Below are 25,447 nucleotides of genomic sequence, written 5' to 3' on the forward strand. Positions count from 1 at the left end.
CAAAGACATCGGGCACCGAAACAAAAAGCGCCGCAAAAAACAGCGCATTCGCGGTACTGGCGTCTGCTGCACTATTTTGCGTCTCACTGCGGCAAAAGCAGGCTTGCCCCGCTCCCTTGCCGCAAGCAGACGAGCGCTGGCGGATGCGCGCAGTTGCACCGCTCAATCTTGACGTCATGGTCTACACTAAAAAAATCACGACACGCACGACTATCGGTCACACCTGACCTAAACGTCCTGCAAACGCGGACATGGCATCTCGGCTATTGTGCTCACCGCTTCGGTCAGCGTGTACCGGTTACCCGTTTACAGGCATCGCTGCTGCGGCAGCGGTTGCTGCCTCCAGAATGCCGGGCGGTGTTGACACTGCTCAATGTAACTTGGCAACCCGGGGATCCCCCCCGGCCTTGGTTCCCTGCGGGCGGACCAAGCGCCACCGCCTGCACCCAACACACGGCTCAGCCACAGCGGCGTCCGGCACTGCCCACCCACGTCCTGCTCGTGGCGCAAACCATCGCTCCGGCAGACTGCACAGCGCAAGGGACGTCTCGTTGCTATTGCATTCGACAATACCGGGGGTCTGATGATCGCCCACGATGCGGGCAATACCGCCTGACGGTAACGGGCACAGGTTAGCGCGCAGTCTCAGCGCCTAAGGAGCTTCGTATGCAAACCAGCAATCCCTCAACGCCGCACACCGCCACCGTGCACTGGTTCGTCCGGCTCGCAGCCGGCGCGGTGGGGCTTTGCGGCCTGGCACTACTCACCGGAGGCATCTATCTGGCCCTGCTCGGCGGCTCCTGGTACTACGCCGTGGCCGGTGCCGGCATGGTCGTCGCCGCCGCCACCCTGTGGCAAGGTCGACTGACTGGAGTCAATACCTACCTGCTTGTGCTTTTCTTCACTGTGGCCTGGAGCATCTACGACGCCGGCTTCGCGTTCTGGCCGTCAGTACCCCGGCTCGTCACAGTAGTCGCCCTGGGGGCCGTGATCTTACTGAGTGTGCCGCTACTTCCCGCTCGCCACAGACCCTCCTCTTCTCGCCTGTATATTGCAGGAGGGCTCGCTCTCACCATGGTTTTTTGCGGTTTTCTGATCGCCATGTTCTTTCCTCACCCGATCATCAGTCGTGAGAGCGTGTCGCTTGACGGCGCACCGTCGGCCGCAACCAAAGCCGTCGGCAACAACTGGATGGCCTGGGGCAAAAGCGGCGGCGGTACACGCTATGCGGAGCTGGAGCAGATAACGCCTGAGAATGTAAAAGACCTTGAGGTAGCCTGGACCGCACGAACCGGGTTTATCGCTGAACAGTCCGAAAACCTGCAGGACCAGACAGTGCCACTGTACGTTGACAGCACGCTATACCACTGCGCACCAGCAGGGCAGGTGAGCGCCCTGGATGGGACGACTGGGGAGATCAAATGGCAGTTTGATCCACGCGCGCAGTCGGATGACTGGAAACGCTGCCGCGCACTGGCCTATGTTGAAGCAGGCGAAGGCGATCGCTGTGGCGCACGGGTTGTTTTGACCACCGTGGACGCCCGCTTGATCGCCATTCGCGCCGCCGATGGCACACCCTGCCCCAGCTTCGGACGCAACGGTACTGTTGATCTGTGGACCGGCATGGGTGACGCCAATCCCGAGTTCCTGACCAACTCCAGCGGCCCCATTGTCGCCAGAGGAAAGATCGTGCTGGGCGGACGCGTTATCGACAATGTCACCTTGGGTGAGCCCTCGGGTGTGGTGCGCGCCTACGACGCCATTACCGGCGCTCCCGCCTGGGTGTGGGATCTCGGGCAACCCGACCTAAAGAGCGTCGAAGGGCAGGAGCGGCTGTTCACCAAAGGCACGCCCAACGTCTGGTCGGTACTGTCCTACGATGAGCGCCTGGGCATGGTGTACCTGCCGCTCGGCAACGCCACCCCGGACATCTATGGTGGCCAGCGGCGTCCGTTTGACGATGAATACAGCTCCTCCATCGTCGCCCTGAATATCGATACCGGTGAGGAGGTATGGAAGTTTCAGACCGTCCATCACGATCTATGGGACTACGACCTGCCCGCCCAACCGATTCTGGCCGACTTGCCTGACGGCCAGGGCAATCAGGTCCCGGCCTTGATCCAACTGACCAAGCGCTCACAGATATTCGTGCTGGATCGCCGCACAGGAGAACCGATCAAACGCGTACAAGAGCGGCCCGTTCCCTCGTCAGACAAGACCATAGAAGGCGAATACTACGCAGACACTCAACCCTACTCCATCGACATGCCAGCGATTGGCACGACCCCGCTGACAGAGGCCCAGATGTGGGGAGCCACTCCGATAGACCAGATGGTTTGCCGAATCCTGTTCCGCAAGTACCGCTACGACGGCGAGTTCACCACCCCATCAACCCGCTGGTCCATCATCTGGCCCGGCCCGATGGGCGGCGCAAACTACGGCGGCGGTGCTATAGACGAGGAGCGCCGCATTCTGGTCATGGCCGAAATGCGGCTGCCCATGGTGCAGCGACTCGTGAAACGGGAAGAGGCGGACAAGGACCTAGAGTATACCGGCGAGAGCGGGTACTTCTTCCCGATGAGCGGGACGCCCTACATCATGGAGCGTTTTCCATTCTTTTCCCCGCTGATGATCCCCTGTCGAGAGCCGATCTGGGGCGCCTATTCCGGTATCGACCTGGTCAGTGGCAAGCAGCTCTGGCAGCAACCGGCCGGCACTGCAAAGGACATAGCGCTGGGCAACGTCCAGCCGGGGCTGGCCTTCCAGGTCGGACTGCCGCCGCTGGGTGGCGCAACGGTGACCCGGTCGGGCCTTGCCTTTGCCGGCGGGTTTCAGGACTTCTATCTGCGCGCCTATGAAACAGCCACAGGCAGAGAGCTATGGAAAGGACGCCTGCCCACCGGAACGCAAGCGTTTCCCATCACCTATCAAGGAACAGACGGGCAGCAGTACGTGGTGGTTTCAGCCAGCGGAGCGCGCGGCAACCCGGTGCAATGGGGCGACTACATCATTGCCTTCGCCTTGAAGAAATGAGATAGCCAATCAGCCTGGGCAGGCTCCTTGTCGCTCGCTACAGCTGCGCAAGGAGCCCCGCCTGTGCTGATACGCTATTCACCGTATCTCGACCCTTTGCGGCACTGATCAGCATTCGCCGTCGGTCAAGCCAACATCATTCCCACTCAATCGTCGCCGGCGGCTTGCTTGAGACGTCGTAGGTGACACGGGAGATGCCGTCGATTTCGTTGATGATGCGGTTGGAGACCTTCTCCAGCAGCTCGTACGGCAGGTGCGCCCAGCGAGCAGTCATGAAGTCGATAGTTTCTACCGCACGCAGGGCAACCACCCAGGCGTAGCGACGGCCGTCACCAACCACACCCACCGACTTGACCGGCTGGAACACAACGAATGCCTGGCTGGTCTTGTGGTACCAGTCAAAGTTGTGCAGCTCCTGGATGAAGATGTGGTCCGCCAGACGCAGCAGGTCAGCGTATTCCTTCTTCACTTCACCGAGGATGCGCACACCCAGCCCCGGGCCCGGGAAGGGGTGACGGTAGACCATGTCGTAGGGCAGGCCCAGCTCCAGGCCGATCTTGCGCACTTCGTCCTTGAACAGTTCACGCAGCGGCTCGACCAGTTCAAAGGCCATGTCTTCCGGCAGGCCGCCGACGTTGTGGTGCGACTTGATCACGTGCGCCTTGCCGGTCTTGGCGCCAGCGGACTCGATCACGTCGGGGTAGATGGTGCCCTGGGCGAGGAATTTCACATCCTTGAGCTTGGTCGCTTCAGTGTCGAACACCTCGATAAAGGTGCGACCGATGACCTTGCGCTTCTCTTCCGGGTCGGACACGCCAGCCAGGCGGCCGAGGAACAGGTCTTCAGCGTCGGAGCGGATGACCTTAACGCCCATGTTCTCGGCGAACATGGCCATGACCTGATCACCTTCCTGATGACGCAGCAGACCGTTATCGACAAAGACGCAGGTCAGCTGGTCGCCGATGGCCTTGTGCAGCAGCGCGGCAACCACCGAGGAGTCAACACCACCGGACAGCCCCAGCAGCACCTTGGAGTCGCCTACTTGTGCACGCACGGTGGCGATAGCATCTTCCACGATGTTGGCCGGGGTCCACAGCGCTTCACAGCCGCAGATCTCCAGCACAAAGCGCGACAGGATGCGACCACCCTGCTTGGTGTGGGTCACTTCCGGGTGGAACTGCACGCCGTAGTAGCCGCGCTCGTCATCCGCCATGGCGGCAATCGGGCAGCTCGGGGTGCTGGCCAGCACGTGGAAACCTTCAGGGATGGCACTGACCTTGTCGCCGTGGCTCATCCAGACATCCAGCGCCAGCACGCCGTCGGCGTCAACGTGATCTTCGATGCCGTCGAGCAGGCGGGCCTTACCGACCACATCCACGCGGGCATAGCCGAATTCGCGCAGGTTGGAGCCTTCGACCTTACCGCCCAGTTGCTCGGCCATGGTTTGCATGCCGTAGCAGATGCCGAACAGCGGCACGTTCAGATCAAATACCGCCTGCGGTGCGCGCGGGCTGTCAGCCGCGTGTACCGACTCCGGGCCACCGGCCAGGATAACGCCGCGCGGAGCGAAGGCGTTGATGTCCTCGGCACTCATGTCCCAGGGATGGATCTCGCAGTAAACACCGATCTCACGCACCCGGCGGGCGATGAGCTGGGTGTACTGGGAACCGAAGTCCAGAATCAGGATGCGATGCGCATGGATATCTTGCAGGGACATGGAATTTCCTCAGAAAAAAACAAGGCTGAACGCTAAAGGCTTGAGGCCAGAAGGCGTTGCTCCGTGCGAACACGCAGTTTACCTTCCAGCCTCAAGCCTCCAGCCTTCAGCGAGCTAACTTCAACCTACCCGATAGTTCGGCGCTTCCTTGGTGATCTGCACGTCGTGGACGTGCGACTCACTCATGCCGGCGCCGGTAATGCGAACAAACTCGGGCTGGGTACGCATCTCGTCGATGGAGCCGGAGCCGGTGTAGCCCATGGAGGCACGCAGACCACCCATCAGCTGATGGATGATGGCAGCCAGTGCGCCCTTGTACGGCACGCGGCCTTCGATCCCTTCCGGCACCAGCTTCTCGGCGCCTGCTGCGGAGTCTTGGAAGTAACGGTCGGCAGAACCACCACCGGCGTTAGCCATCGCGCCCAGCGAGCCCATGCCACGGTAAGCCTTGTAGGAACGGCCCTGGAACAGCTCGACTTCACCCGGTGCTTCTTCAGTACCGGCAAACATGGAGCCCATCATCACCACGGATGCGCCTGCAGCGATGGCCTTGGCCAGGTCACCGGAGAAGCGGATGCCGCCGTCAGCGATCAGCGGCACGCCAGTGCCTTCCAGCGCAGCGGCCACATCAGCGATAGCGGAGATTTGCGGTACGCCAACACCGGCAACGATACGGGTGGTGCAGATGGAGCCCGGGCCGATACCGACCTTGACCGCATCAGCGCCTGCCTCGGCCAGCGCCTTGGCGGCGGCACCGGTGGCGATGTTGCCGCCGATAACCTGAATGTCCGGGAAGGTCTGCTTGACCCAGCTGACGCGGTCGATCACGCCCTTGGAGTGGCCGTGCGCGGTATCCACGATGATCACGTCAACGCCGGCGGCAGCCAAGGCTTCAACGCGAGCAGGGGTTTCGGGACCGGTGCCAACCGCAGCGCCAACCAGCAGGCGACCCTGGTCGTCCTTGGCAGCGTTCGGGTAGGCGCGGGCTTTTTCGATGTCCTTGACGGTCATCATGCCCTGCAGACGGAAGGCATCATCAACGATCAGCACCTTCTCGATGCGGTTGATGTGCAGGAGCTGACGCACTTCGGCAGCAGCAACCCCCTCCTTGACGGTCACCAGTTTGTCCTTCGGCGTCATCACGTCACTGACCAGCGCATTCATGCGGGTCTCAAAGCGGATGTCGCGGGCCGTCACGATGCCAACCAGATCACCGTTGGACAGCACCGGCACACCGGAGATGTTGTTCTGATGGGTCAGTTCGATCAGCTGCGCAACGGTGGCGCTGGCATCGATGGTGATAGGGTCACGGACAACGCCGGACTCGAACTTCTTAACCTTGCGTACTTCGGCGGCCTGCTGCTCGACGGTCATGTTCTTGTGGATGATGCCCATGCCACCTTCCTGCGCCATGGCAATCGCCAGACGGGCTTCGGTGACCGTGTCCATGGCAGCGGACAGCAACGGGATGTTCAGTTCGATACGACGGGTCAGACGGGTCTTGAGACTCACGTCCTTGGGCAGGACCTCGGAGTATCCGGGCACCAGGAGAACGTCATCAAAGGTAAGTGCTTCTTGGCGAATACGCAGCATAGCAGGCTCCCGAGCGGGAAAAATGGAAGCGCGCCATTATACCTGTCAGCCCCGCTGCACTCAATTGGCTTGAGTACTCTAAATGCCAGAATACACAAGGCGTGGCGGCAAGCTCGCCGGAGGCTCTGGCAAGCGGCTAAGCGCGCATACGCAGGCGTCGTTGCAGGGCCAAAAACCGGCAGGCAGGCGCAATTGTCGTAAAACAAATGCGTACGGTTAACCCGGCAGCGACAATGCGGGTAGATTGTCAGCAGCCTGTTAGAATGCGCCCATGAACGACGACCACCTGTTTCAGAAGCTCACCGCCGAGCCAGACGTACTCAGCGTCAGCCAATTGAATGCCCGCGCCAGACAACTGCTGGAAGATGTCTTTCCGCGTATCTGGGTTGAGGGCGAGCTGTCCAACCTGTCCCGGCCCAGCTCCGGCCATATGTACTTCACGCTGAAGGATGACCGCGCGCAGATACGCTGCGCGCTGTTCCGTCAGCACGCCGCCCGCGTGCGCCTGGCGATGCGCGACGGCCAGCAGATTCGCGCGCGCGGCCGCGTCAGCCTGTATGAAGGCCGTGGCGATTATCAGCTGATTGTCGACAGCGTCGAGACAGCCGGTGACGGCGCCTTGCGCCAGGCCTTTGAGGCGCTCAAGGCCAAACTCCAGGCCGAGGGCCTGTTTGCCACCGAGCGCAAGCAGCCGCTGCCCGAGCACCCGACCCGCATCGGTGTAATCACCTCGCCCAGCGGCGCAGCGGTGCGCGACATTATCAGCGTGTTCGGCCGTCGCGCGCCCTTTATCGAGCTGGTCATCGTGCCGGCCGCCGTGCAGGGGCGCGAGGCCGCACCGCAGCTGGTGCAGGCGCTGGAGCGGGCCGACCGCGCCGGCTTTGACGCCATCATCCTCAGCCGCGGCGGCGGCTCGCTGGAAGACCTGTGGCCGTTCAACGAAGAGATGGTTGCCCGCGCACTGGCCGCCTGCCGCACGCCCACCATCAGCGCGGTGGGCCATGAAACCGATATCTCGATCAGTGACTTTGTCGCCGACGTGCGCGCCCCCACCCCGTCAGCAGCGGCAGAACTGCTGAGCCCGGACCGCCAGGCGCTGCTGCGCCAGGTCGAGCAGTTGCAGCGCCGCTTGCAGCAACGACTGGCCGAACGCCTGAGCCGCGCCCGCCTGCAACTCGACGGCCTGCGCCGCCGCCTGCGCCACCCGGGCGAGCGCCTGAGCCAACAAGCCCAGCGCCTGGACGAAATGGAACTGCGCCTGCGCCGGGCGCTGGAAAACCGCCTGCGCCAGCGCGGCGAACGCCTGCAACACCTGCAGACACGGCTGGCCGCCCAGCATCCGGGCCGCCGCCTGCAGCGCCTGCAGGAACAATGGCAGCAACTGGATCAGCGCCTGCCGCGCGCCATGCAGCAGCAGCTCAAACAGCAACACACACGCCTGCAACAGCAAGTGCAGGCGCTGCATCTGATGAGCCCGCTGGCCACCCTGGGCCGCGGCTACAGCATTTTGCTGGACCAGCACGGCAACGCCGTGCGCAGCGCCGGCGACACCCGCCCGGGGCAGCGCCTGAGCGCACGCCTGCAGGACGGCACGCTGGCGGTAGAGGTCATAAAAGACGAACCCCACACTCTGTCATTGCTGGATTAAGTCATGCCCCTACATCGACTGCGCCGCCCACTGGCGGCCCTGCTGCTGGTGGCGATCAGCCTGCCGGCACTGGCCGACGGCTTTATCACCCGTCTGCTCAACAAGCCCGTACCCGGCGGCGTTGCGGTAGTAGCCCTGCCTGAGCAGGCCGAAGCGCCCCGCGCTACCTATCAGGGCAAACCACTGCTAACCATCCGCGAGGATGACCAACGCTGGATCGCCATCGTCGGACTGGGCCTGGATACCACTACCGGCCAACAGCACATCACGCTGGCAGACGGCAGCCAATTGAGCTTTACCGTCAATCCACGCGAGTACGACCAGCAACACATCACCCTGCGCAACCAGAGCCAGGTCAACCCGGCGCCGGCCCAGCTGGCACGCATTCAGCGCGAACTGAAAGAGCAGACCGACGCCTACGCACAGTTCAGCCCGCGCCAACCCAGCAACCTGTTGTTTGACCGCCCGGTGCCGGGCCGCCAGTCCAGCCCCTTTGGTGTGCGTCGCTTCTTTAACGGCGAGGAACGCAACCCGCATTCGGGCCTCGACTTTGCCGCCGGCACCGGCACACCAATCAAGGCGCCCGCCGCAGGCAAGGTGATTCTGGTGGGGGATTACTTCTTCAACGGTAAAACCGTGTTCGTCGACCACGGCCAGGGGCTGATCAGCATGTTCTGCCACCTGTCAGCCATTGATGTCGCACTGGGGCAGGAAATCCCCCGTGGCGGCGTGCTCGGCAAGGTGGGTGCCACCGGCCGCGCTACCGGCCCGCACCTGCACTGGAACGTCAGCCTGAACGGCAGCCGAATCGATCCGGCCATTTTCATTGGCACGTATCAGCCTTGACTCCGGCCGGAAACCACCACGCAAACATTTGGCATAAATCGCCAACCACAGGCAATAAAAACCAACTTTTATCGCCAAAGAAGTGATTTCTGCCAATTTTTTTCAACTTGTTGCAAGCAGAAACCACAACCATTACCTTCTACTGCAACTAACTCCTTAATTTGTTACTGCCCTTGGCCTTCACAAGAGGCCAACCAGCCCAGGGAAACCCAAACCATGAGCATGCTCAAAGATCCTTCCGGCAAGTATCGCGCGTTCCAGCCGATCGACATTCCTGACCGCCAGTGGCCCAGCCGCACCATCACCGAAGTCCCGGTGTGGTGCAGCTCCGACCTGCGTGATGGCAACCAGTCGCTGATCGAGCCGATGGACCCGGTGCGCAAGCTGCGGTTCTTCAAGACGCTGGTGGCCGTGGGCCTGAAGCAGATCGAGGTGGCCTTCCCGTCTGCCTCGCAGACCGATTTCGACTTTGTGCGCACCCTGATCGAGGATGGCCACATTCCGGACGACGTGACCATTCAGGTGCTCACCCAGGCGCGTGCCGACCTGATCGAACGCACCTTCGAGTCCGTGCGTGGCGCCAAGAAGGCGATCATCCACGTTTACAACGCGACCGCACCGAGCTTCCGCCGCATCGTCTTCAAACAGGACAAGCAGGGCGTGACCGATATCGCCGTCAACGCTGCCAAGCTGATCAAGGAGCTGGCCGCCAAGCAGCCCGAGACCCAGTGGACCTTCCAGTATTCGCCAGAGATCTTCACCTCCACCGAACTGGACTTTGCCGTGCAGGTCTGCGACGCGGTGCTGGATGTGTGGGAGCCGACCCCTGAGAACAAGGTCATCCTCAACCTGCCGGCCACCGTCGAGGTATCCACGCCGAACATCTACGCCGACCAGATCGAGTGGTTCTGCCGTCACATCAGCCGCCGCGACAGCGTGCTGGTCAGCCTGCACACCCACAACGACCGAGGCACCGGCGTAGCTGCTACCGAGCTGGGTCTGATGGCCGGCGCCGACCGGGTTGAAGGCTGCCTGTTCGGCAATGGCGAGCGCACCGGCAACGTTGACCTGGTCAACGTGGCGCTGAACATGTACACCCAGGGCCTGCACCCAGGTTTGGACTTCTCCGACATCGACGCCGTGCGCAAGGTGGTCGAGGAGTGCAACCAGCTGCCGGTTCACCCGCGCCACCCCTATGTGGGCGATCTGGTGCACACCGCCTTCTCCGGCTCGCACCAGGACGCAATCCGCAAAGGTTTCAGCCAGCAGGACCCGGACGGTGTCTGGGAAGTGCCCTACCTGCCGATTGACCCGGCCGACATTGGCCGTAGCTACGAGGCGGTGATTCGCGTCAACAGCCAGTCCGGCAAGGGCGGTATTACCTACTTGCTGGAGCAGGAATATGGCATCAGCCTGCCGCGCCGCATGCAGATCGAGTTCAGCCAGGTGGTGCAGGGCGAAACCGACCGCCTGGGCCTGGAGCTGACCGCCGCGCAGATTCACGGCTTGCTCGAGAAAGAATACCTGCAAGCCACCAGCCCCTACGCGCTGATTCGTCACCGCCTGCAGGAAGAGAACGGCACCAGCGCGGTTGACGTGGAAGTACTCAACAAGGGCGACACCTTGCACTGGCGCGGCCTGGGCAAAGGCCCACTGGAAGCACTGGTCGCCTGCCTGCCGGTCAAGATCGAGATCATGGATTACCACGAGCACTCCATCGGCTCCGGCAGCAACGCCAAAGCCGCCGCCTATGTGGAGATTCGCCTCGACAACGGCCGCCCGCTGCACGGTATCGGCATTGACGAGAACCTCACCACCGCGACCTTCCGTGCGCTGTTCAGCGCCCTCAACCGCGCGCTGCGTCAGGCCGAGGCGCAAGCCGCCTGAGCCTTAAGGAAGCACTGATTTAATTCCGCATGCCCTCTGAACTGGCAGCGCCCTGCTGCCAGTGCTCTCTACCCCAGGTACACATCGCCGCCAGTACCGGCTGCAGGCTGGCACCGTGTTCGGTTATCCGATACTCGACACGCGGTGGCACCTCGGCAAATACCGTACGGCTAACCACGCCGTCGCGCTCCAACTCACGCAGTGTCTGGGTCAGCATCTTCTCGGTAATCCCCGGCACCAGCCGTTTGAGCTCAGAAAACCGCAGCGGCCCCTGAATGATGTGATAGGCCAGCACCGACTTCCACTTGCCACCGATCACATCCAGCGTGACCTCAATGGGCGTGGCGTACACCTTACCGTCGCGCTCCAAGCGCTTGCTTTCAGCGGTGCGCAGCTGCTCTTCGTTCATCAATGGTTACCCCTTGGTAAGTGACTGCGCAAATCGTACGTACTTGTCAAAAAGAATGCCACCCCCATAATGACCGGCACTGGTAACCCACCGACGACCGCATTCGGGAGATACGTCATGCCCAGCAGCACCCTGTTTCAACCCGCCCGCCTCGGCAGCCTGGATCTGCCCAACCGTATTGTTATGGCCCCGCTGACGCGCCAGCGCGCCGCACAACCCGGCAACCTGCCACAGGCACTGAACGTCGAGTACTACACCCAGCGCGCCAACGCCGGCCTGATCATCAGCGAAGGCGTACAGATCAGCCCCGAGGCGCAGGGCTATGCCTGGACGCCGGGCATCCACAGCGCAGAGCAGATCGACGGCTGGAAGGCCGTAACGGAGTCGGTACACAGTGCTGGCGGCCGAATCTTCCTGCAGCTGTGGCACGTTGGCCGCATCTCCCACACACTGATTCAGCCCAACGGCCAGGCGCCGGTAGCGCCGTCAGCCATTGCCGCCAAGGCCGATGTCTATGTGCAGGAGCCGGACGGTAGCCACCACAAGGCGGCTGCGTCTACCCCGCGCGCGTTGGAAACCGCAGAGCTGCCACAGGTCGTAGAAAGCTACGCACAGGCCACTCGCAACTCACTGCAAGCCGGTTTTGACGGCGTTGAAATTCACGCCGCCAATGGCTATCTGCTGGACCAGTTCCTCTGCGCCAACAGCAATCAGCGCAGCGACAACTATGGTGGCAGTGTCGAGAACCGCGCACGCCTGGTGCTGGAAGTGGTTGATGCGGTCATTGCTGCCGCAGGCGATGCGGGCATTGTCGGCATTCGTATCTCGCCGCTCGGCACCTTCAACGGGGTTGAAGACGCCAGCCCGCTGGAAACCTTCAGCTATCTGCTGGGCGAGCTGAACAGCCGCGGCCTGGCCTACGTGCACGTCAACAAGCCCGACTGGGCCGGTGGCAGCTACGAAGGCTTCGACGAGCTGCTGGCCGCACTGCGCAAGGTCTACAAAGGCGACTTTATCCTCGCTGGCGGTCTGGACGGCGACAGCGCCTCTGCAGCGGTTGATAGCGGCCTGGCGCAGTTTGCCGCCTTTGGCCGCCCCTACATCGCCAACCCGGACCTGGCGGCTCGCCTAAAGGCCGGCGCACCGTTGAACCAGGTCAACCCACGCACCCTGTACGGCGGCGGCGCCGAGGGTTACACCGACTACCCGACCATGGATGCCTGAGTAGCGGACACAAAAAAGCCGGCGTAATGCCGGCTTTTTTGTCAGAGCAGGATCAGCGCTTGTCCCTGCCCTTTTTCTTCATCTTCTTGTTGTGGCTCATCAACCGGCGCTTCTTGTTCACCTGGCGCTCGGTGAGCGTGTTCTTGCGGTCGGCGTAGGGGTTATCGCTGCCCTTGTACTCGACCCGAATCGGGGTGCCCTTTAGCTTGAGCACCTTGCGGAAGGTATTTTCCAGATAGCGCGTGTAGGAACGCGGCACAGAGTCAACCTGGTTGCCGTGCACTACGATGATCGGCGGATTGGAGCCACCCAGGTGCGCGTAACGCAGCTTGATCCGGCGGCCGTTGACCATCGGCGGCTGGTGCTCGGTCACCGCATCTTCCAGGATCTCGGTCATGCGGCGGGTCGGAATCTTGGTCATCGCTGCGCTGTAAGCCTGATCGACCGACTTGTACAGCAGGCCCACGCCACTGCCATGCAGTGCCGAGATAAAATGCAGGTCGGCAAACTGGGCGAAAATCAGCCGGCGTTCCAGCTCGGTCTTCACGTAGTCCTTTTCTTCCTGCGCCATGCCGTCCCACTTGTTGACGGCAATTACCAATGCGCGGCCGGCTTCCAGCACAAAGCCCAGCAGGTGCAAGTCCTGCTCGACGATACCCTCACGGGCGTCGATCACAAAGACCACCACGTTGGCATCCTGAATCGCCTGCAGGGTCTTGATCACCGAGAACTTCTCAATGGCCTCGAACACCTTGCCGCGACGACGCACACCGGCGGTGTCGATCAGCGTGTAGGGCTTTTCATGGCGCTCATAGGGAATGTAGATACTGTCGCGGGTGGTACCGGCCTGGTCAAACACCACAACCCGGTCTTCACCCAGCATGCGGTTGACCAGCGTGGACTTGCCCACGTTGGGGCGGCCGATAATCGCGATCTTGGTGCCGATGGGTTCAACGACCCGCCCCTCTTCACCGGTAACCTGCAAGCTTTCGTCGTTGAGCACCGCATCCAGCATCGGGTTGATGTTGCGCCCGTGCGCCGCCGCGATACCCAGCGGCTGCCCCAGACCCAGGGTGGCAAACTCGCCCAGAATCGCGTCCGGATCAGCCCCGTCAATCTTGTTGGCAATCAGATAGGTGTGCTTGTTGCGCTTGCGCAGGTGCGCGGCAATCTGCTCGTCACCGGCGGTGCGGCCTGCGCGTGCATCCACCAGAAACAGCACGGCGTCGGCCTCTTCGATGGCCTGCAGGGATTGCCCGGCCATCATCAGATCCAGGCCCTGTTCATCGCCGCTGATACCACCGGTATCGACAACGATATAAGGCTTGCCCTGCCATACGGCCTCGCCGTACTGGCGATCACGGGTCAACCCGGAGACGTCGGCAACAATGGCGTCGCGACTCTTGGTCAGACGGTTGAACAACGTGGATTTGCCGACATTCGGCCGCCCCACCAGGGCGATGACAGGAACCATGATTACTCCGCGCACATCTGCTGTGCAGAAAAAACAAAACGGCCGTTACACCTGACTGTGTAACGGCCGGGAAAGTATAACCGCTTTTCGGCTTACTTCAGCTTGTAGGCAGCCAGATCGCCGCTGTTGCCATAAACAAACAGCAGGTCGCCCACAGTGATCGGCGCTGCGCGCAGGCCATCACCATCGACGCGCACCCGACCGGCCATGCGACCATCGGTCTGAGCCAGCAAGTGCAGGTAGCCTTCAAAGTCACCGACGGCCACGTAGTTGCTGAACGCAACCGGCGCGGTCAGCTGGCGACGGGCCAACACATCCGTCTCCCACAGCTCGCGACCGCCACTGGCATCCAGCGCCTGCACGGTGCCGTCTGCCTCACTGATATAGACACTGCCGAAGCCCGCACCGGGGCCGGCATAGCTGGACGTGGCGTACTGCCAGAGCGAGCGACCGGACTGGACATCCAGCGCCGCAACGTTGCCTTGAAAAGACACCACATACAGGGTCTGGTCATTCAGCAGCAGACGGCCGTCGATATCGACCATGCGCTCCAGCTCTGAGCGACCGGACGGCTGAGCCACGCGCTGCTCCCACATCGGAATACCAGTATCGGCAGACAGCGCAACGACCTTGCCGCTGGCCAGACCGGCAAACACCTGACGTACATCCACCAGCGGCTCGCTGTGGCCTCGCACCGTGAGCACCGGCATGGTGGACTCATAGATCCAGCGCTGCTCGCCGCTGCTGATATCCAGCGCGACCAGTTTGTCATCCTGGGTTTGCACCACGACCACGTCACCATTGGTCTGCGGTGCTGCCAGCACTTCACTGGAGACGTGCGCGCGCCACTTCTCGCTGCCGTCCTCTTCGTCCAGGGTAATCACCTGGCCATCGAGCGTGCCAACCAGCACCAAGCCACCGCCCGCACCCACAGCGCCAGACAGAGGCTCCTTCAGTTTGACTTCCCACTTTTTATCGCCAGACTCACGATCCAGGGCAACCACTCGGCCCTTGGCGTCAGCGGCGTATAGTGTCAGGCCGTCCAGCGCAGGTGTCAGATTGTTGTACAAATCACCCTGACCCACGCCGATGTTGCGCTTCCAGACACGGTCCAGCTCAACTTCGGCATCAAACTTTTCCAGCTCGGCCGGCGGCAGCTCCTTGCTTGAGCTGCAGCCCACCGTGATAGCGGCCGCCAGGCCCAGGATCAGACAACGGGACAACATCTTCACTAGGCTTCCTCCGCCAGATCATCAAGTTTCAGTTGCAGCTGAGGACGAGCCGAGGCGTCTGCCAGCGCTTCGACGGCAGCCTGGTAGGCGGCGCGAGCCTCCTCCTTGCGACCGAGGCTGACCAGCAGGTCGCCACGTACTTCTTCGCGGCTGGCGGTCAGCTCAGACCCGCTGACCGGGGCAGACAACAGTTCAAGCGCCTCGTCAGCGCGATCAAGCTGGGCCAGCACACGGGCCAGTCGCTGACGCGCCACTTCCTGCAGGGCCTCGTCCTTGCTGCCGTCGACCAGATCACGCAGGCTTTGTTCGGCCCCCGGGAAGTCTCGCGCCTCAACAGCCAGTCGCGCCTGCATCAGGGCAGCAAAATCGGCATAGCGTGTGCTGTCGTAGTCGCTGCGCAGCTGTGCTGCCAGCTCGGCGGCGCGCGCACGGGAGGCCTCGGTATCGCTTGCCAGCACGGCTTCCATCATCGACTGATAAAGGGTGGACGCGTTCTGCGCCTGCGTGTTTTCGTAGTTCTGCCAGGCGTTCCAGCCGAACACACCGGCCAGTGCCAGCGCTACACCGGTCAACAGCGGCGCGCCATGACGGTTCCAAAGGTCCCGCAGTTTCTCAACCTGTTCTTCTTCTGTGTCGTAAGCCACGCAATGCTCCTTAGCGGTACCAAGAACGGTGTTCGCCGTTCAGATAATCTCTGCAAGCCGAGCGGGCAGTGCCTGCCAGCTCAGGTTTTCCTGTTCTGCGCCACTACGCAGCGGCTTGAGGCCAATCTGCTCAGCAGCAACCTCGTCTTCACCCAGCACCAGCGCATACAGCGCACCGGATTTATCCGCCTTCTTGAACTGGCTCTTGAAGCTGCCGCCACCGGCGTGAACCACCAGACGTAGTTGCGGCACTGCATCGCGCAGCTGTTCCGCCAGGCGCAGGCCGGCCAGTTCAGCGGCTTCACCCAGGGTGACGAGGTAGACATCGACCTGACGGGCCAGTTCAGCAGGCACCTGATCGAGGGTCTCGATCAGCAGCAGCAATCGCTCCATGCCCATCGCAAAACCCACCGCCGGGGCAGGCTTGCCGCCTAGCTGGGTGACCAGACCATCGTAACGGCCGCCAGCACATACCGTGCCTTGGGCGCCCAGTTGATCGGTGACCCATTCGAACACCGTCAGACCGTAGTAGTCCAGCCCACGCACCAGGCGCGGGTTGATTTCGTAGGGAATGCCCACAGCGTCCAGCAGCTTGCGCAAGCCATCAAAATGCGCACGCGCCTCATCGTTCAGGTAATCGGCCAACTTCGGCGCATCCACCAGTAGCGCCTGGGTATCGGGGTTCTTGCTGTCGAGAATCCGCAGCGGGTTGCTGGCCAGGCGGCGCTGGCTGTCTTCGTCCAGTTGATCAAAACGCGCCTTGAGATAGGCGACCAGATCGTCACGGTAGCGCGCGCGATCTTCCGAACTGCCCAGGCTGTTCAGTTCCAGCTTGACTGCACCACTGATGCCCAGACGCTGCCACAGGCGCCAGGACAGCACGATCAGCTCGGCGTCTACGTCCGGGCCGGCAAAGTTGAAGGTTTCCACGCCGATCTGATGGAACTGGCGGTAGCGCCCCTTCTGCGGCCGTTCGTGACGGAACATCGGGCCGGTGTACCAGACCTTGTGACCCACGCCGCCGCCCAGCAGGCCGTGCTGCAGCATGGCGCGCACGCAGCCAGCAGTACCTTCAGGGCGCAGGGTCAGGGAGTCGCCATTGCGGTCGTCGAAGGTGTACATCTCCTTCTCGACAATATCGGTTACCTCACCGATCGAACGCTTGAACAGCTCGGTGGGCTCAACGATGGGCAGGCGGATCTGCTGATAACCGTAGCCAGCCAGCAGATCTGCTACGGTGCGCTCCAGATACTGCCAGAGCGCGCTGTCGGCGGGCAGGATGTCGTTCATGCCGCGCACGGCTTGCAGGGTCTTCAAAGTCGCTTTCCTAAATGCTTGGCCGCTCAGCCGCGGGCGATGGTATTGGCTTCCACCGCCTGCTTGGCTGCGACCTTGTCTCGAATCATTTTTTCCAGCCGGTCGACCAGCTCCAGGTTGTCCACCTTCTGGTCCGGCTTGCCGTCCTGATAGATCAGGTTGTTCGGCGTGCCGCCGGTCAGGCCGATATCGGCCTCCTTGGCTTCGCCCGGGCCGTTGACCACGCAACCGATCACTGCCACATCCATCGGCGTGAGCACATCCTCAAGACGCGTCTCCAGCTCGTTCATGGTTTTGACCACGTCGAAGTTCTGTCGCGAGCAGCTGGGGCAGGCAATAAAGTTGATGCCACGCGAGCGCAGGCGCAGGGACTTGAGGATGTCGAAGCCGACACGAATCTCTTCAACCGGATCAGCCGCCAACGAAATACGGATGGTATCGCCAATGCCTTCTGCCAGCAGCATGCCAAGTCCGACCGCCGACTTCACGGTGCCGGAGCGCAGGCCGCCGGCTTCGGTGATACCCAGGTGCAACGGCTGTTCGATCTGCTTGGCCAGCAGGCGATAAGCCTCCACCGCCATGAATACATCGGACGCCTTGACGCTGACTTTGAAGTCTTGGAAGTCCAGGCGATCCAGGTGCTCGACATGACGCAGGGCCGACTCGACCAGCGCCGCCGGAGTCGGCTCACCGTATTTCTTCTGCAGGTCCTTTTCCAGCGAACCGGCGTTAACGCCAATGCGGATCGGAATGCCGTTATGACGCGCGGCGTCGACCACCGCCTTGACGCGGTCCTCACGGCCAATATTGCCGGGATTGATGCGCAGGCAGTCGACACCCAGATCAGCCACGCGCAGGGCAATCTTGTAGTCGAAGTGGATATCCGCAACCAGGGCAATGCCCACTTGCTTGCGAATGTCACCAAAGGCCTCCGCGGCCTCCATGCTGGGTACCGAAACCCGAACAATATCGGCGCCCACCTCTTCCAGACGCCGAATCTGGGCCACGGTAGCGGCCACATCGCAGGTCTCGGTATTGGTCATGCTCTGCACTGAAATCGGCGCATCACCGCCAACCAGTACCGAACCCACCTTGATCTGCCGGGAAACGCGCCGTTTTACGGGCGACTGATGCTGCATAACGTGCTGACCTCCTACTCGCCGAGGCGCATGCGGACAACGCCCGAACGCCCCTGCGGCGGCAGTGTGACGGAATTACCCTGAAAACGAATCTCGGTGACCGCGCTGCGATCACCAATAACCAGATCGACCGGGCCGCTGTGGTTCAAATCAAGCGCCTGCCCTTCACGCATCAGCCCGCTGTGCAGCACACCGCCACCGACCGCGGATACCTGAACCCAGCAATCGGCAGCGACGCTCAGATACAGACCAGCCGCTGTCGGCGCAGCGGGCTCAGCCTCGGCGGACGCTGACTCTGCTGTTTCAGTGACCTCAGGTGCAGACTGTTCAACCTCGCCATCACCCTGAGGCGCCGGCGCGACGTGCTGCTCGGTGGCCGGCGCAGACTCCTCGCCCGGCTGCTCGACCGGCAGCAAATCTGCGGGCAAGCCGCCGGCTTGCTCGGCAATGGCTTCGGGCAACGTAATGGCATCCACTTCAACGTCGTCGAGCAACGCCTGGCCTGCCAGCTCGTCCAGCGCCGGCAACGGCTCAGGCGCGGGCTGACTGGTCTCGTACCACCACAGCGCAGACAGCACCAGCGCCAAAATGATAATGAGCGAGCTCCACCACATCAGGGTGCGGCCGCTGCGGCTTGGTGCCTGGATGCGGGCAATGCTGCTCACTGCGCGTTCACGCGCCTCGATACCGCGCTCCTGATCGAAAGCCAGCGCCATGCGGGTCGGGTCCAGGCCCATCAAGCGGGCATAACCACGAATGTAGCCGCGGGCGAAGGTGTCACCGGGCAGTCGGTCGTAGTTACCCTGCTCTATGCCCTCGACCGCCTGACGGGAAATTTTCAGCTCCTGCGCCACCTCGGCGACCGACATGCTGCGTGCTTCACGCGCTTCACGCAGTACCTGACCGGGGCGCCCGAGGGGGCCTGTTTGTGCCATGTCTGCCACTGCATCATGACGCTCGGAACTCATGATTATTCGGACTCCACAAGCGCTTTCGCTTCGGGACTATTGGGATAAAGACGTTTTAGTTGCAGGCCGTAACTGACGGCCTTGCTGTGATCTTCAAAGCGACGCGCCAACTGCACGCCAAGCCACAAACTGGGCGCATTCTGGCTGGATAGCTGGTCAAAACGACGATAGTGAGTCCACGCCGGAACAAACTCCCCCGCCGCAAACTCCAGCTGCGCCAGCTCCAGCAACGCCCTTGGCTGGCGGCTGTTCAGGCGCAGCGAGCGTTCAAGATTCTCCCGCGCCGAGGCGGAGTCACCCATGCGCAGATAGGTAATACCCATATTCTCGAACACCCGCGAGCGTTCGCTGTAGAGGGTATCAGCCGCGGCCTTCTGGAAATAGTTCAGCGCCTCGGCATAGCGTTCGCGATCCAGCAGGAAGGCACCGTAGTTGTTCAGGATACGCGCGTTACCCGCGTCGGCGGACAACGCTGAGCGAAAGTGCTCTTCCGCAGCGTCGTACTCGCCTTCCTGCTGAAACACCAGCGCCAGCACCATATGAGCCGACGCCGAGCGCGGGTCCAACTTCAGGGCTTCACTGAGCGGCTGCTTGGCGCGCTCGGTCTCACCTTTTTGCAAATAACCAATACCCAGCTGGATGTAGGCATCGCGAGCCGCGTCCGGATCCACCTTGCGAGGCACATCCCCGGTCGTGACGCAGCCCGCCAACAGCAGGCTGAGTAGTAGGATCGCGGCGCTTGGCTTGCTCATGTCAACATCCTTTCCGGCTTGAGTAGTTAACCCGCGTTACGCTGCCCGCGCTCAGTGGCATCGGCCGCCTCGGCAAGCTGGCGCACGGCAATATAGCGTTCGCTGCGGCGGGTGCGGTCCATCACCTGACCAACCAGTTGGCCACAGGCAGCGTCGATATCTTCTCCCCGGGTAGTACGCACGGTGACGTTATAGCCAGCGTTATGCAACATGTCCTGGAAACGGCGGATAGCATTGTTGCTCGGTCGCTCGTAACCGGAATACGGGAAGGGGTTGAAGGGGATCAGGTTGATCTTGCACGGGATATCGCGCAGCAGCTCGATCATCTCGGCAGCATGCTCGGGTTGATCGTTGACGCCCTTGAGCAGGGTGTACTCAATGGTCAGCGAGCGCTTTTCGCCAAGCCCGGCGATGTAGCTCTTGCAGGCTGGCAGCAGCACTTCCAGCGGGTACTTCTTGTTTAGGGGCACCAGCTCGTTGCGCAATGCGTTGTTCGGCGCATGCAGCGACAGCGCCAGGGCAACATCCATATCCTCGGCCAGCTTGTTGATCATCGGCACCACGCCCGAGGTCGACAGCGTCACCTTACGCTTGGAAATACCGTAGCCCAGATCGTCCATCATTAACGTCATGGCATCCACAACGTTGTCGTAATTCAGTAGCGGCTCACCCATGCCCATCATCACCACGTTGGTGACGGCACGGTCGGCGGTTGCCGGTACAGAGCCAAAGGACTTGCTGGCGATCCACACCTGGCCAATGATCTCGGCCACGGTCAGGTCGCTGTTGAAGCCCTGTTTGCCGGTCGAGCAGAAGCTGCAGTCCAGCGCACAACCCGCCTGGGAGGACACGCACAGGGTGCCACGTCCGTTCTGCGGAATGTACACGGTCTCAACGCAACTGCCCGAGGCAACCCGCACGACCCACTTGCGTGTGCCGTCGCGGGAAATATCCTCGCTGACAACTTCGGGACCGCGAATTTCGGCGTTGGCCTTGAGCTTTTCGCGCAGGGCCTTGCCGATATTGGTCATGTCATCGAAGTTGTCCACGCCATAGTGATGCATCCATTTCATGACCTGGCCGGCACGAAAACGCTTCTCTCCCAATCCTTCGAAGAAAGCTTCCAGTTTCTGCTGTGTCAGACCCAGCAGATTGGTCTTGCTGGTGGTATCAGTCATGGCAATCACATCACTCGGCTGAGAGAACCAAACCCGGCCTTAGCGCGGGCAGAGTTCAGTTTCGGCGAAGAAGTAGGCCACTTCACGGGCAGCGGAAGTGGTGGAGTCGGAACCGTGCACGGCGTTGGCATCGATGGACTCGGCGAAGTCGGCGCGGATAGTGCCGGCAGCAGCTTCTTTCGGGTTGGTAGCGCCCATCAGGTCACGGTTCTTCAGGACCGCGCCCTCGCCTTCCAGCACTTGTACAACAACTGGGCCAGAGGTCATGAAGCCAACCAGATCCTTGAAGAAGGGGCGCTCTTTGTGCTCGGCGTAGAAGCCTTCGGCATCGGTCTGGGACAGCTGAACCATCTTGGCTGCAACAACGCGCAGACCAGCCTTTTCAAAACGGGTCAGAATCTCGCCAATAACGTTCTTGGCAACGGCATCGGGCTTGATGATGGACAGGGTGCGTTCAACGGCCATAAAACTCTCCAGACAGATAGTTACAGAATGAAATTACAAAAGATGGTTAACCTGCGGATTATACGCAGGTTAACGACAAATAGATAACAGTGCGCGGTCAGGCACTGCGCAGGCGCGGCACCACCTGACAGATGACCTCGGCAGCGCGCTGCACGTCGTCCGCGGTGGTATAACGCCCTAGCGACAGTCGAATGGAGCTGTGCGCCAGCTCGTCGCTCACACCGATGCCACGCAGCACATAAGAGGGCTCGACAGCAGCCGAGGTACAGGCCGAGCCACTGGACAGGGCAAGCTCCTTGAGCGACAACAACAGCAGCTCCCCATCAACACCGGCAAAGGCCAGGTTCAGGTTATGCGGCACGCGCGCCTCTGCACTGCCGTTCAGACTGACGCCCTCAAGCCCGGCCAGCCCTGCCAGCAGCAGCTCGCGCAGCTCGCCGATGCGCGCAACCTCGCCCTCACGAAGCTGGCCTGCCAGCTCGAACGCCGCCCCCATACCGACCAACTGATGGGTGGCCAGCGTACCCGAGCGCAGGCCGCGCTCGTGTCCGCCACCGTGAATCTGCGCCTGCGGACGCGGTGTAAGACCACGACGCACAAAGAGCGCACCCACGCCCTTGGGCCCGTAGGTCTTGTGAGCACTGAAGGACATCAGATCAACCGGCAGGCTTTTCAGGTCAATCGGCAGCTTGCCCGTGGCCTGCGCCGCATCCACATGAAATACCGCGCCAGACACCTGCGCGACCTGACCCAGCGCCCGAATATCGTTGACCGTGCCAATCTCGTTGTTCACCTGCATCAACGACACCAGCACAGTATCCTCGCGCAGCGCAGCCTGCAGCTGCGCCGGACTGATCACACCGGAGGCGTCCGGCTGCAGCAGGGTGACCTCAAAGCCATCCTGCTCCAACTGCTTGAAGCAGTCCAGCACAGCCTTGTGTTCGATAACGGAGGTGATCAGGTGGCGTCCACGCGAGCTAAGCGCGTGCGCCATACCCTTGATGGCCAGATTGTTCGATTCGGTCGCACCCGAGGTCCAGACGATCTCGCGCGGATCGGCGCCGACCAGATCAGCCACCTGACGCCGGGCGTTCTCTGCCGCCTCTTCGGCTTTCCAGCCGTAGACATGCGAGCGCGAGGCCGGATTGGCAAAATTGCCATCCATGGTCAGGCAGGCAACCATTTTCTCGGCAACCGCCGGATCAACCGGCGTAGTCGCCGCATAATCCAGATAAATAGGCTGTTTCATATCACCTCAGGCCTTGCTGTCGCTGGCAGCGTCTGCATCAACCGACGATTGCGACTCATCCTTGAGCAGCTCGAAATCCTCACCACCCAGGGTTGGCAGCTCCTTGGCGCAGTAATCGCTGCCAAGCTCGCTCAACGCCTTGCACATACCTTCAAGCCGGCCGTCGACGGCATGCATGTGGTCAAGCATCTGCCCGATGGCCCGCGCCACCGGGTCCGGCATATCACGGCTCACACCGTAGGCATCAAAGCCCAGCTTCTCAGCCATCGCCTCACGCTTGACCTGCTGCTCCGTCTTGACCTCAGGCTCCGGCTCTTTGGGGATAATGCGGCCCGGAATACCCACCGCCGTGGCACCGGCAGGCACCGCCTTGGTGACCACCGCGTTGGAGCCGATCTTGGCGCCAGCCCCAACAGTGAAAGGCCCAAGCACCTTGGCACCGGCGCCCACCACCACACCGTCTTCCAGCGTAGGGTGGCGCTTGCCCTGATCCCAACTGGTGCCACCCAGCGTCACACCCTGATAGAGGGTGACGTCATCACCGATTTCGGTGGTCTCACCGATAACCACGCCAAAGCCGTGATCGATAAAGAAGCGGCGACCAATCTGCGCGCCAGGGTGAATCTCTATCCCGGTCAGCCAGCGCGCCAGGTGCGACACCATGCGCGCCAGCAAAAAGGCGCGACGCTCCCACAGCGCATGCGCCACTCGATGCAACCAGACCGCATGCAAGCCGGGATAGCAGGTCAGCACTTCCAGCGTGTTGCGCGCGGCAGGGTCACGATGGAATACGCTGGCGATATCTTCTTTCATGCGAGCAAACATGGTCAGGGTCTCCGCTCACCGGCCGCTTTTACGCCGATGGCCTTCTGGGTTTCGGTCAAGATGCCACGCAGGATGTTCATTTCCATCCGGTTGAGGTGCACCCGCCCGTAGAGGCGACGCAAACGCGGCAACAGCTGCCGTGGTTTCTGTGGGTCATGGAAGCCGATTTCAACCAGCACCTGCTCCAGATGCTGATAAAACTGCTCCAACTCCCCTGCCGTCGCCGGAATTTCGTTGAACACGGCCGTCGTCTCGACCTTGTGCATCTTGGTCGGCGCACCCTCGCGCTGCAGACCCTGCATACGTAGCTCGTAAGCTAGCACCTGCACAGCGGCCGCCAGATTCAGCGAGCTGAAATCAGGCATGGAGGGGATATGCACGTGATACTGACAGCGCTGCAGCTCGTCCGTGGTGAGCCCCGAATCCTCTCGACCGAATACCAGTGCAATCTGCGCCTCGGGCAGCGCGGCATGGTCAAGCACCATGTCTGCCGCCTCGCGCGGATCAACCACCGGCCAGGGGATACGGCGATCACGCGCACTGGTTCCCATTACCAGGGTGCAGTCGGCAATAGCGTCGTCCAAGGTCGCAACGATGCGCGCATTACTGAGCACATCATCAGCGCCGGAGGCACGAGAATTGGCATCAGGATCGGGGAAGCGGACCGGATCGACCAGCACCAGCTGGTTCAGGCCCATATTTTTCATGGCTCTGGCGGCGCCGCCAATGTTGCCCGGATGACTGGTGTTGACCAACACCACACGCACGTTATTCAGCACAGCGGACCCTTCACGCCGGAAAATGGACCCTGCATCTTACAAAAGCCGCGCGCTGATAGCCATGATCCATTTCTGTTCACCTGCACATCTGCTACAATTTCCGGCTTTTCATCATTCCCCCGACAGAGACATAGCCTTATGCAGCCCATGCTGAACATCGCCCTGCGTGCCGCGCGCAGCGCAGGAGAGCTCATTTACCGTTCCATGGAACGCCTTGATGTGCTCACCGTGGACGAAAAGGACGCGCGCGATTATGTGTCGGAAGTGGATCGCGCCGCCGAGCAGGCCATCATCAGCCAACTGCGCAAGGCCTATCCGGACCACAGCATCCAGGCCGAAGAAAGCGGCTTTCAGCCGGGCCACGGCGAAGGCGCGGACACCGTCTGGATCATCGACCCATTGGACGGCACCACCAATTTCATCCGTGGCGTACCGCACTTCGCCATCAGCATTGCCTGCCGGGTAAAAGGCCGTATCGAACACGCCGTGGTGCTGGATCCGATCCGCCAGGAAGAATTTACCGCCAGCCGCGGCCGCGGCGCGGCCCTCAACGGTCGCCGCCTGCGCGTCAGCAACCGCAAGACCCTCGATGGCGCACTGCTGGGCACCGGCTTCCCCTTCCGTGCCAACCAGCTCGATTCACTGGACAACTACCTGGGCATGTTCCGCAGCCTGGTCGGCCAGACCGCCGGCATCCGCCGCGCCGGCGCCGCCAGCCTGGACCTGGCCTACGTGGCCGCTGGCCGCTTCGACGCTTTCTGGGAATTCGGCCTGGCCGAGTGGGATATGGCCGCAGGCGCTCTGCTGATCCAGGAAGCGGGCGGGCTGTGCAGTGATTTCAGTGGCGGCCATCAGTTCCTCGACAAAGGCCAGATCGTCGCCGGCAACCCCAAGTGCTTCAAGGCCGTGCTGACGGCTATTCAGCCGCATTTGAAGTAAGCCTTAGCGGCAAGCCTCGCACGACCAGCTGGCCGTGCGAGACACAAAAAAGAGGCCCACACCCTGATCGGTGTGGGCCTCTTTTTTTGAGCTGCAAGCTACAAGCCGCAAGCTTCAAGCCACCCAGAA

The 25,447-nt window shown here is 61.8% G+C and carries 21 protein-coding genes; 6 read left to right on the forward strand and 15 right to left on the reverse strand.

All coding sequences use genetic code 11. The annotated features are described in order from the left end of the window. Window positions 1-666: 666 nt before the first annotated feature. Window positions 667-3,033: a membrane-bound PQQ-dependent dehydrogenase, glucose/quinate/shikimate family gene (locus HV822_RS05015; RefSeq protein WP_238872662.1), complete on the forward strand. Its 2,367-nt coding sequence runs from the start codon at window positions 667-669 to the stop codon at window positions 3,031-3,033. A 136-nt stretch (window positions 3,034-3,169) separates the two neighbouring features. Here HV822_RS05015 and guaA read toward each other — a convergent pair whose 3' ends face one another. Then, window positions 3,170-4,750 carry a glutamine-hydrolyzing GMP synthase gene (guaA, locus tag HV822_RS05020; RefSeq protein WP_238872663.1) on the reverse strand — a complete coding sequence of 527 codons (1,581 nt, stop codon included), beginning with the start codon at window positions 4,748-4,750 and terminating at the stop codon, window positions 3,170-3,172. A gap of 120 nt (window positions 4,751-4,870) precedes the next feature. Then, complete coding sequence (gene guaB / locus HV822_RS05025) at window positions 4,871-6,343, reverse strand: IMP dehydrogenase (RefSeq protein WP_238872664.1); 1,473 nt, start codon at window positions 6,341-6,343, stop codon at window positions 4,871-4,873. A gap of 271 nt (window positions 6,344-6,614) precedes the next feature. On the opposite strand from guaB, the gene xseA reads away from it, so the two are divergent. From xseA to leuA, 3 genes are all read left to right on the forward strand, one after another. Further along, window positions 6,615-7,991, forward strand: coding sequence for an exodeoxyribonuclease VII large subunit (xseA, locus tag HV822_RS05030; RefSeq protein WP_238872665.1), 1,377 nt, complete (start codon window positions 6,615-6,617; stop codon window positions 7,989-7,991). Between the two features lie 3 nt (window positions 7,992-7,994). Further along, on the forward strand, window positions 7,995-8,837 hold the full coding sequence (locus HV822_RS05035; RefSeq protein ID WP_238872666.1) for a peptidoglycan DD-metalloendopeptidase family protein: 843 nt from the start codon (window positions 7,995-7,997) through the stop codon (window positions 8,835-8,837). A gap of 216 nt (window positions 8,838-9,053) precedes the next feature. Further along, a complete protein-coding gene (gene leuA, locus HV822_RS05040) occupies window positions 9,054-10,724 on the forward strand; it encodes a 2-isopropylmalate synthase (protein WP_238872667.1) in 1,671 nt (556 codons plus the stop codon). Between the two features lie 19 nt (window positions 10,725-10,743). On the opposite strand, the gene HV822_RS05045 is transcribed toward leuA, so the two are convergent. Beyond that, on the reverse strand, window positions 10,744-11,133 hold the full coding sequence (locus tag HV822_RS05045; RefSeq protein ID WP_238872668.1) for a winged helix-turn-helix transcriptional regulator: 390 nt from the start codon (window positions 11,131-11,133) through the stop codon (window positions 10,744-10,746). 117 nt (window positions 11,134-11,250) lie between these two features. Here HV822_RS05045 and HV822_RS05050 point away from each other — a divergent pair, with 117 nt between their 5' ends. Then, window positions 11,251-12,357, forward strand: coding sequence for an alkene reductase (locus tag HV822_RS05050; RefSeq protein ID WP_238872669.1), 1,107 nt, complete (start codon window positions 11,251-11,253; stop codon window positions 12,355-12,357). Between the two features lie 52 nt (window positions 12,358-12,409). Here the strand turns inward: HV822_RS05050 and der are convergent, their stop codons facing one another. From der to trmJ, 12 genes are all read right to left on the reverse strand, one after another. After that, a complete protein-coding gene (der, locus tag HV822_RS05055) occupies window positions 12,410-13,831 on the reverse strand; it encodes a ribosome biogenesis GTPase Der (protein ID WP_238872670.1) in 1,422 nt (473 codons plus the stop codon). 92 nt (window positions 13,832-13,923) lie between these two features. Next, window positions 13,924-15,057, reverse strand: coding sequence for an outer membrane protein assembly factor BamB (gene bamB / locus HV822_RS05060; RefSeq protein WP_238872671.1), 1,134 nt, complete (start codon window positions 15,055-15,057; stop codon window positions 13,924-13,926). Between the two features lie 5 nt (window positions 15,058-15,062). Next, entirely contained in the window at window positions 15,063-15,707 is a 645-nt protein-coding gene (locus HV822_RS05065; protein WP_238872672.1) for a YfgM family protein, read from the reverse strand. Between the two features lie 39 nt (window positions 15,708-15,746). Then, window positions 15,747-16,997 carry a histidine--tRNA ligase gene (hisS, locus tag HV822_RS05070; RefSeq protein ID WP_238873542.1) on the reverse strand — a complete coding sequence of 417 codons (1,251 nt, stop codon included), beginning with the start codon at window positions 16,995-16,997 and terminating at the stop codon, window positions 15,747-15,749. A 53-nt stretch (window positions 16,998-17,050) separates the two neighbouring features. Next, window positions 17,051-18,163, reverse strand: coding sequence for a flavodoxin-dependent (E)-4-hydroxy-3-methylbut-2-enyl-diphosphate synthase (ispG, locus tag HV822_RS05075; RefSeq protein WP_238872673.1), 1,113 nt, complete (start codon window positions 18,161-18,163; stop codon window positions 17,051-17,053). A gap of 14 nt (window positions 18,164-18,177) precedes the next feature. After that, entirely contained in the window at window positions 18,178-19,131 is a 954-nt protein-coding gene (locus HV822_RS05080) for a RodZ domain-containing protein (protein WP_238872674.1), read from the reverse strand. Window positions 19,132-19,133: 2 nt separating this feature from the next. Further along, window positions 19,134-19,883, reverse strand: coding sequence for a type IV pilus biogenesis/stability protein PilW (gene pilW, locus HV822_RS05085; protein ID WP_238872675.1), 750 nt, complete (start codon window positions 19,881-19,883; stop codon window positions 19,134-19,136). A gap of 26 nt (window positions 19,884-19,909) precedes the next feature. Then, window positions 19,910-21,061 (reverse strand): 23S rRNA (adenine(2503)-C(2))-methyltransferase RlmN, encoded by a 1,152-nt coding sequence (rlmN, locus tag HV822_RS05090; protein WP_238872676.1) that lies wholly within the window; start codon window positions 21,059-21,061, stop codon window positions 19,910-19,912. A 39-nt stretch (window positions 21,062-21,100) separates the two neighbouring features. Continuing rightward, window positions 21,101-21,526, reverse strand: coding sequence for a nucleoside-diphosphate kinase (gene ndk, locus HV822_RS05095; RefSeq protein ID WP_238872677.1), 426 nt, complete (start codon window positions 21,524-21,526; stop codon window positions 21,101-21,103). Window positions 21,527-21,623: 97 nt separating this feature from the next. Next, window positions 21,624-22,775 carry an IscS subfamily cysteine desulfurase gene (locus HV822_RS05100; protein WP_238872678.1) on the reverse strand — a complete coding sequence of 384 codons (1,152 nt, stop codon included), beginning with the start codon at window positions 22,773-22,775 and terminating at the stop codon, window positions 21,624-21,626. Between the two features lie 6 nt (window positions 22,776-22,781). Further along, on the reverse strand, window positions 22,782-23,600 hold the full coding sequence (cysE, locus tag HV822_RS05105; protein WP_238872679.1) for a serine O-acetyltransferase: 819 nt from the start codon (window positions 23,598-23,600) through the stop codon (window positions 22,782-22,784). A 2-nt stretch (window positions 23,601-23,602) separates the two neighbouring features. Then, on the reverse strand, window positions 23,603-24,379 hold the full coding sequence (trmJ, locus tag HV822_RS05110; protein ID WP_238872680.1) for a tRNA (cytosine(32)/uridine(32)-2'-O)-methyltransferase TrmJ: 777 nt from the start codon (window positions 24,377-24,379) through the stop codon (window positions 23,603-23,605). A gap of 138 nt (window positions 24,380-24,517) precedes the next feature. Between trmJ and suhB the strand changes: the two genes are divergently transcribed. Continuing rightward, window positions 24,518-25,318, forward strand: coding sequence for an inositol monophosphatase family protein (gene suhB, locus HV822_RS05115; protein WP_238872681.1), 801 nt, complete (start codon window positions 24,518-24,520; stop codon window positions 25,316-25,318). Window positions 25,319-25,447 lie beyond the last annotated feature (129 nt).

Origin of the sequence: Halopseudomonas maritima, assembly GCF_021545785.1 — a bacterium.
GTDB classification, from domain to species: Bacteria; Pseudomonadota; Gammaproteobacteria; order Pseudomonadales; family Pseudomonadaceae; genus Halopseudomonas; species Halopseudomonas maritima.

Excerpts from the sequence above, each read along its gene's own strand:
- HV822_RS05035 (WP_238872666.1), top strand. The coding sequence starts at position 7,995 with ATGCCCCTACATCGACTGCGCCGCCCACTGGCGGCCCTGCTGCTGGTG.
- hisS (WP_238873542.1), bottom strand. The coding sequence starts at position 16,997 with ATGAACGACATCCTGCCCGCCGACAGCGCGCTCTGGCAGTATCTGGAG.
- leuA (WP_238872667.1), top strand. The coding sequence starts at position 9,054 with ATGAGCATGCTCAAAGATCCTTCCGGCAAGTATCGCGCGTTCCAGCCG.
- guaA (WP_238872663.1), bottom strand. The coding sequence starts at position 4,750 with ATGTCCCTGCAAGATATCCATGCGCATCGCATCCTGATTCTGGACTTC.
- HV822_RS05100 (WP_238872678.1), bottom strand. The coding sequence starts at position 22,775 with ATGAAACAGCCTATTTATCTGGATTATGCGGCGACTACGCCGGTTGAT.
- HV822_RS05050 (WP_238872669.1), top strand. The coding sequence starts at position 11,251 with ATGCCCAGCAGCACCCTGTTTCAACCCGCCCGCCTCGGCAGCCTGGAT.
- HV822_RS05045 (WP_238872668.1), bottom strand. The coding sequence starts at position 11,133 with ATGAACGAAGAGCAGCTGCGCACCGCTGAAAGCAAGCGCTTGGAGCGC.
- bamB (WP_238872671.1), bottom strand. The coding sequence starts at position 15,057 with ATGTTGTCCCGTTGTCTGATCCTGGGCCTGGCGGCCGCTATCACGGTG.
- ispG (WP_238872673.1), bottom strand. The coding sequence starts at position 18,163 with ATGCAGCATCAGTCGCCCGTAAAACGGCGCGTTTCCCGGCAGATCAAG.
- pilW (WP_238872675.1), bottom strand. The coding sequence starts at position 19,883 with ATGAGCAAGCCAAGCGCCGCGATCCTACTACTCAGCCTGCTGTTGGCG.
- cysE (WP_238872679.1), bottom strand. The coding sequence starts at position 23,600 with ATGTTTGCTCGCATGAAAGAAGATATCGCCAGCGTATTCCATCGTGAC.
- HV822_RS05015 (WP_238872662.1), top strand. The coding sequence starts at position 667 with ATGCAAACCAGCAATCCCTCAACGCCGCACACCGCCACCGTGCACTGG.
- rlmN (WP_238872676.1), bottom strand. The coding sequence starts at position 21,061 with ATGACTGATACCACCAGCAAGACCAATCTGCTGGGTCTGACACAGCAG.
- der (WP_238872670.1), bottom strand. The coding sequence starts at position 13,831 with ATGGTTCCTGTCATCGCCCTGGTGGGGCGGCCGAATGTCGGCAAATCC.
- suhB (WP_238872681.1), top strand. The coding sequence starts at position 24,518 with ATGCAGCCCATGCTGAACATCGCCCTGCGTGCCGCGCGCAGCGCAGGA.
- guaB (WP_238872664.1), bottom strand. The coding sequence starts at position 6,343 with ATGCTGCGTATTCGCCAAGAAGCACTTACCTTTGATGACGTTCTCCTG.
- ndk (WP_238872677.1), bottom strand. The coding sequence starts at position 21,526 with ATGGCCGTTGAACGCACCCTGTCCATCATCAAGCCCGATGCCGTTGCC.
- xseA (WP_238872665.1), top strand. The coding sequence starts at position 6,615 with ATGAACGACGACCACCTGTTTCAGAAGCTCACCGCCGAGCCAGACGTA.
- HV822_RS05080 (WP_238872674.1), bottom strand. The coding sequence starts at position 19,131 with ATGAGTTCCGAGCGTCATGATGCAGTGGCAGACATGGCACAAACAGGC.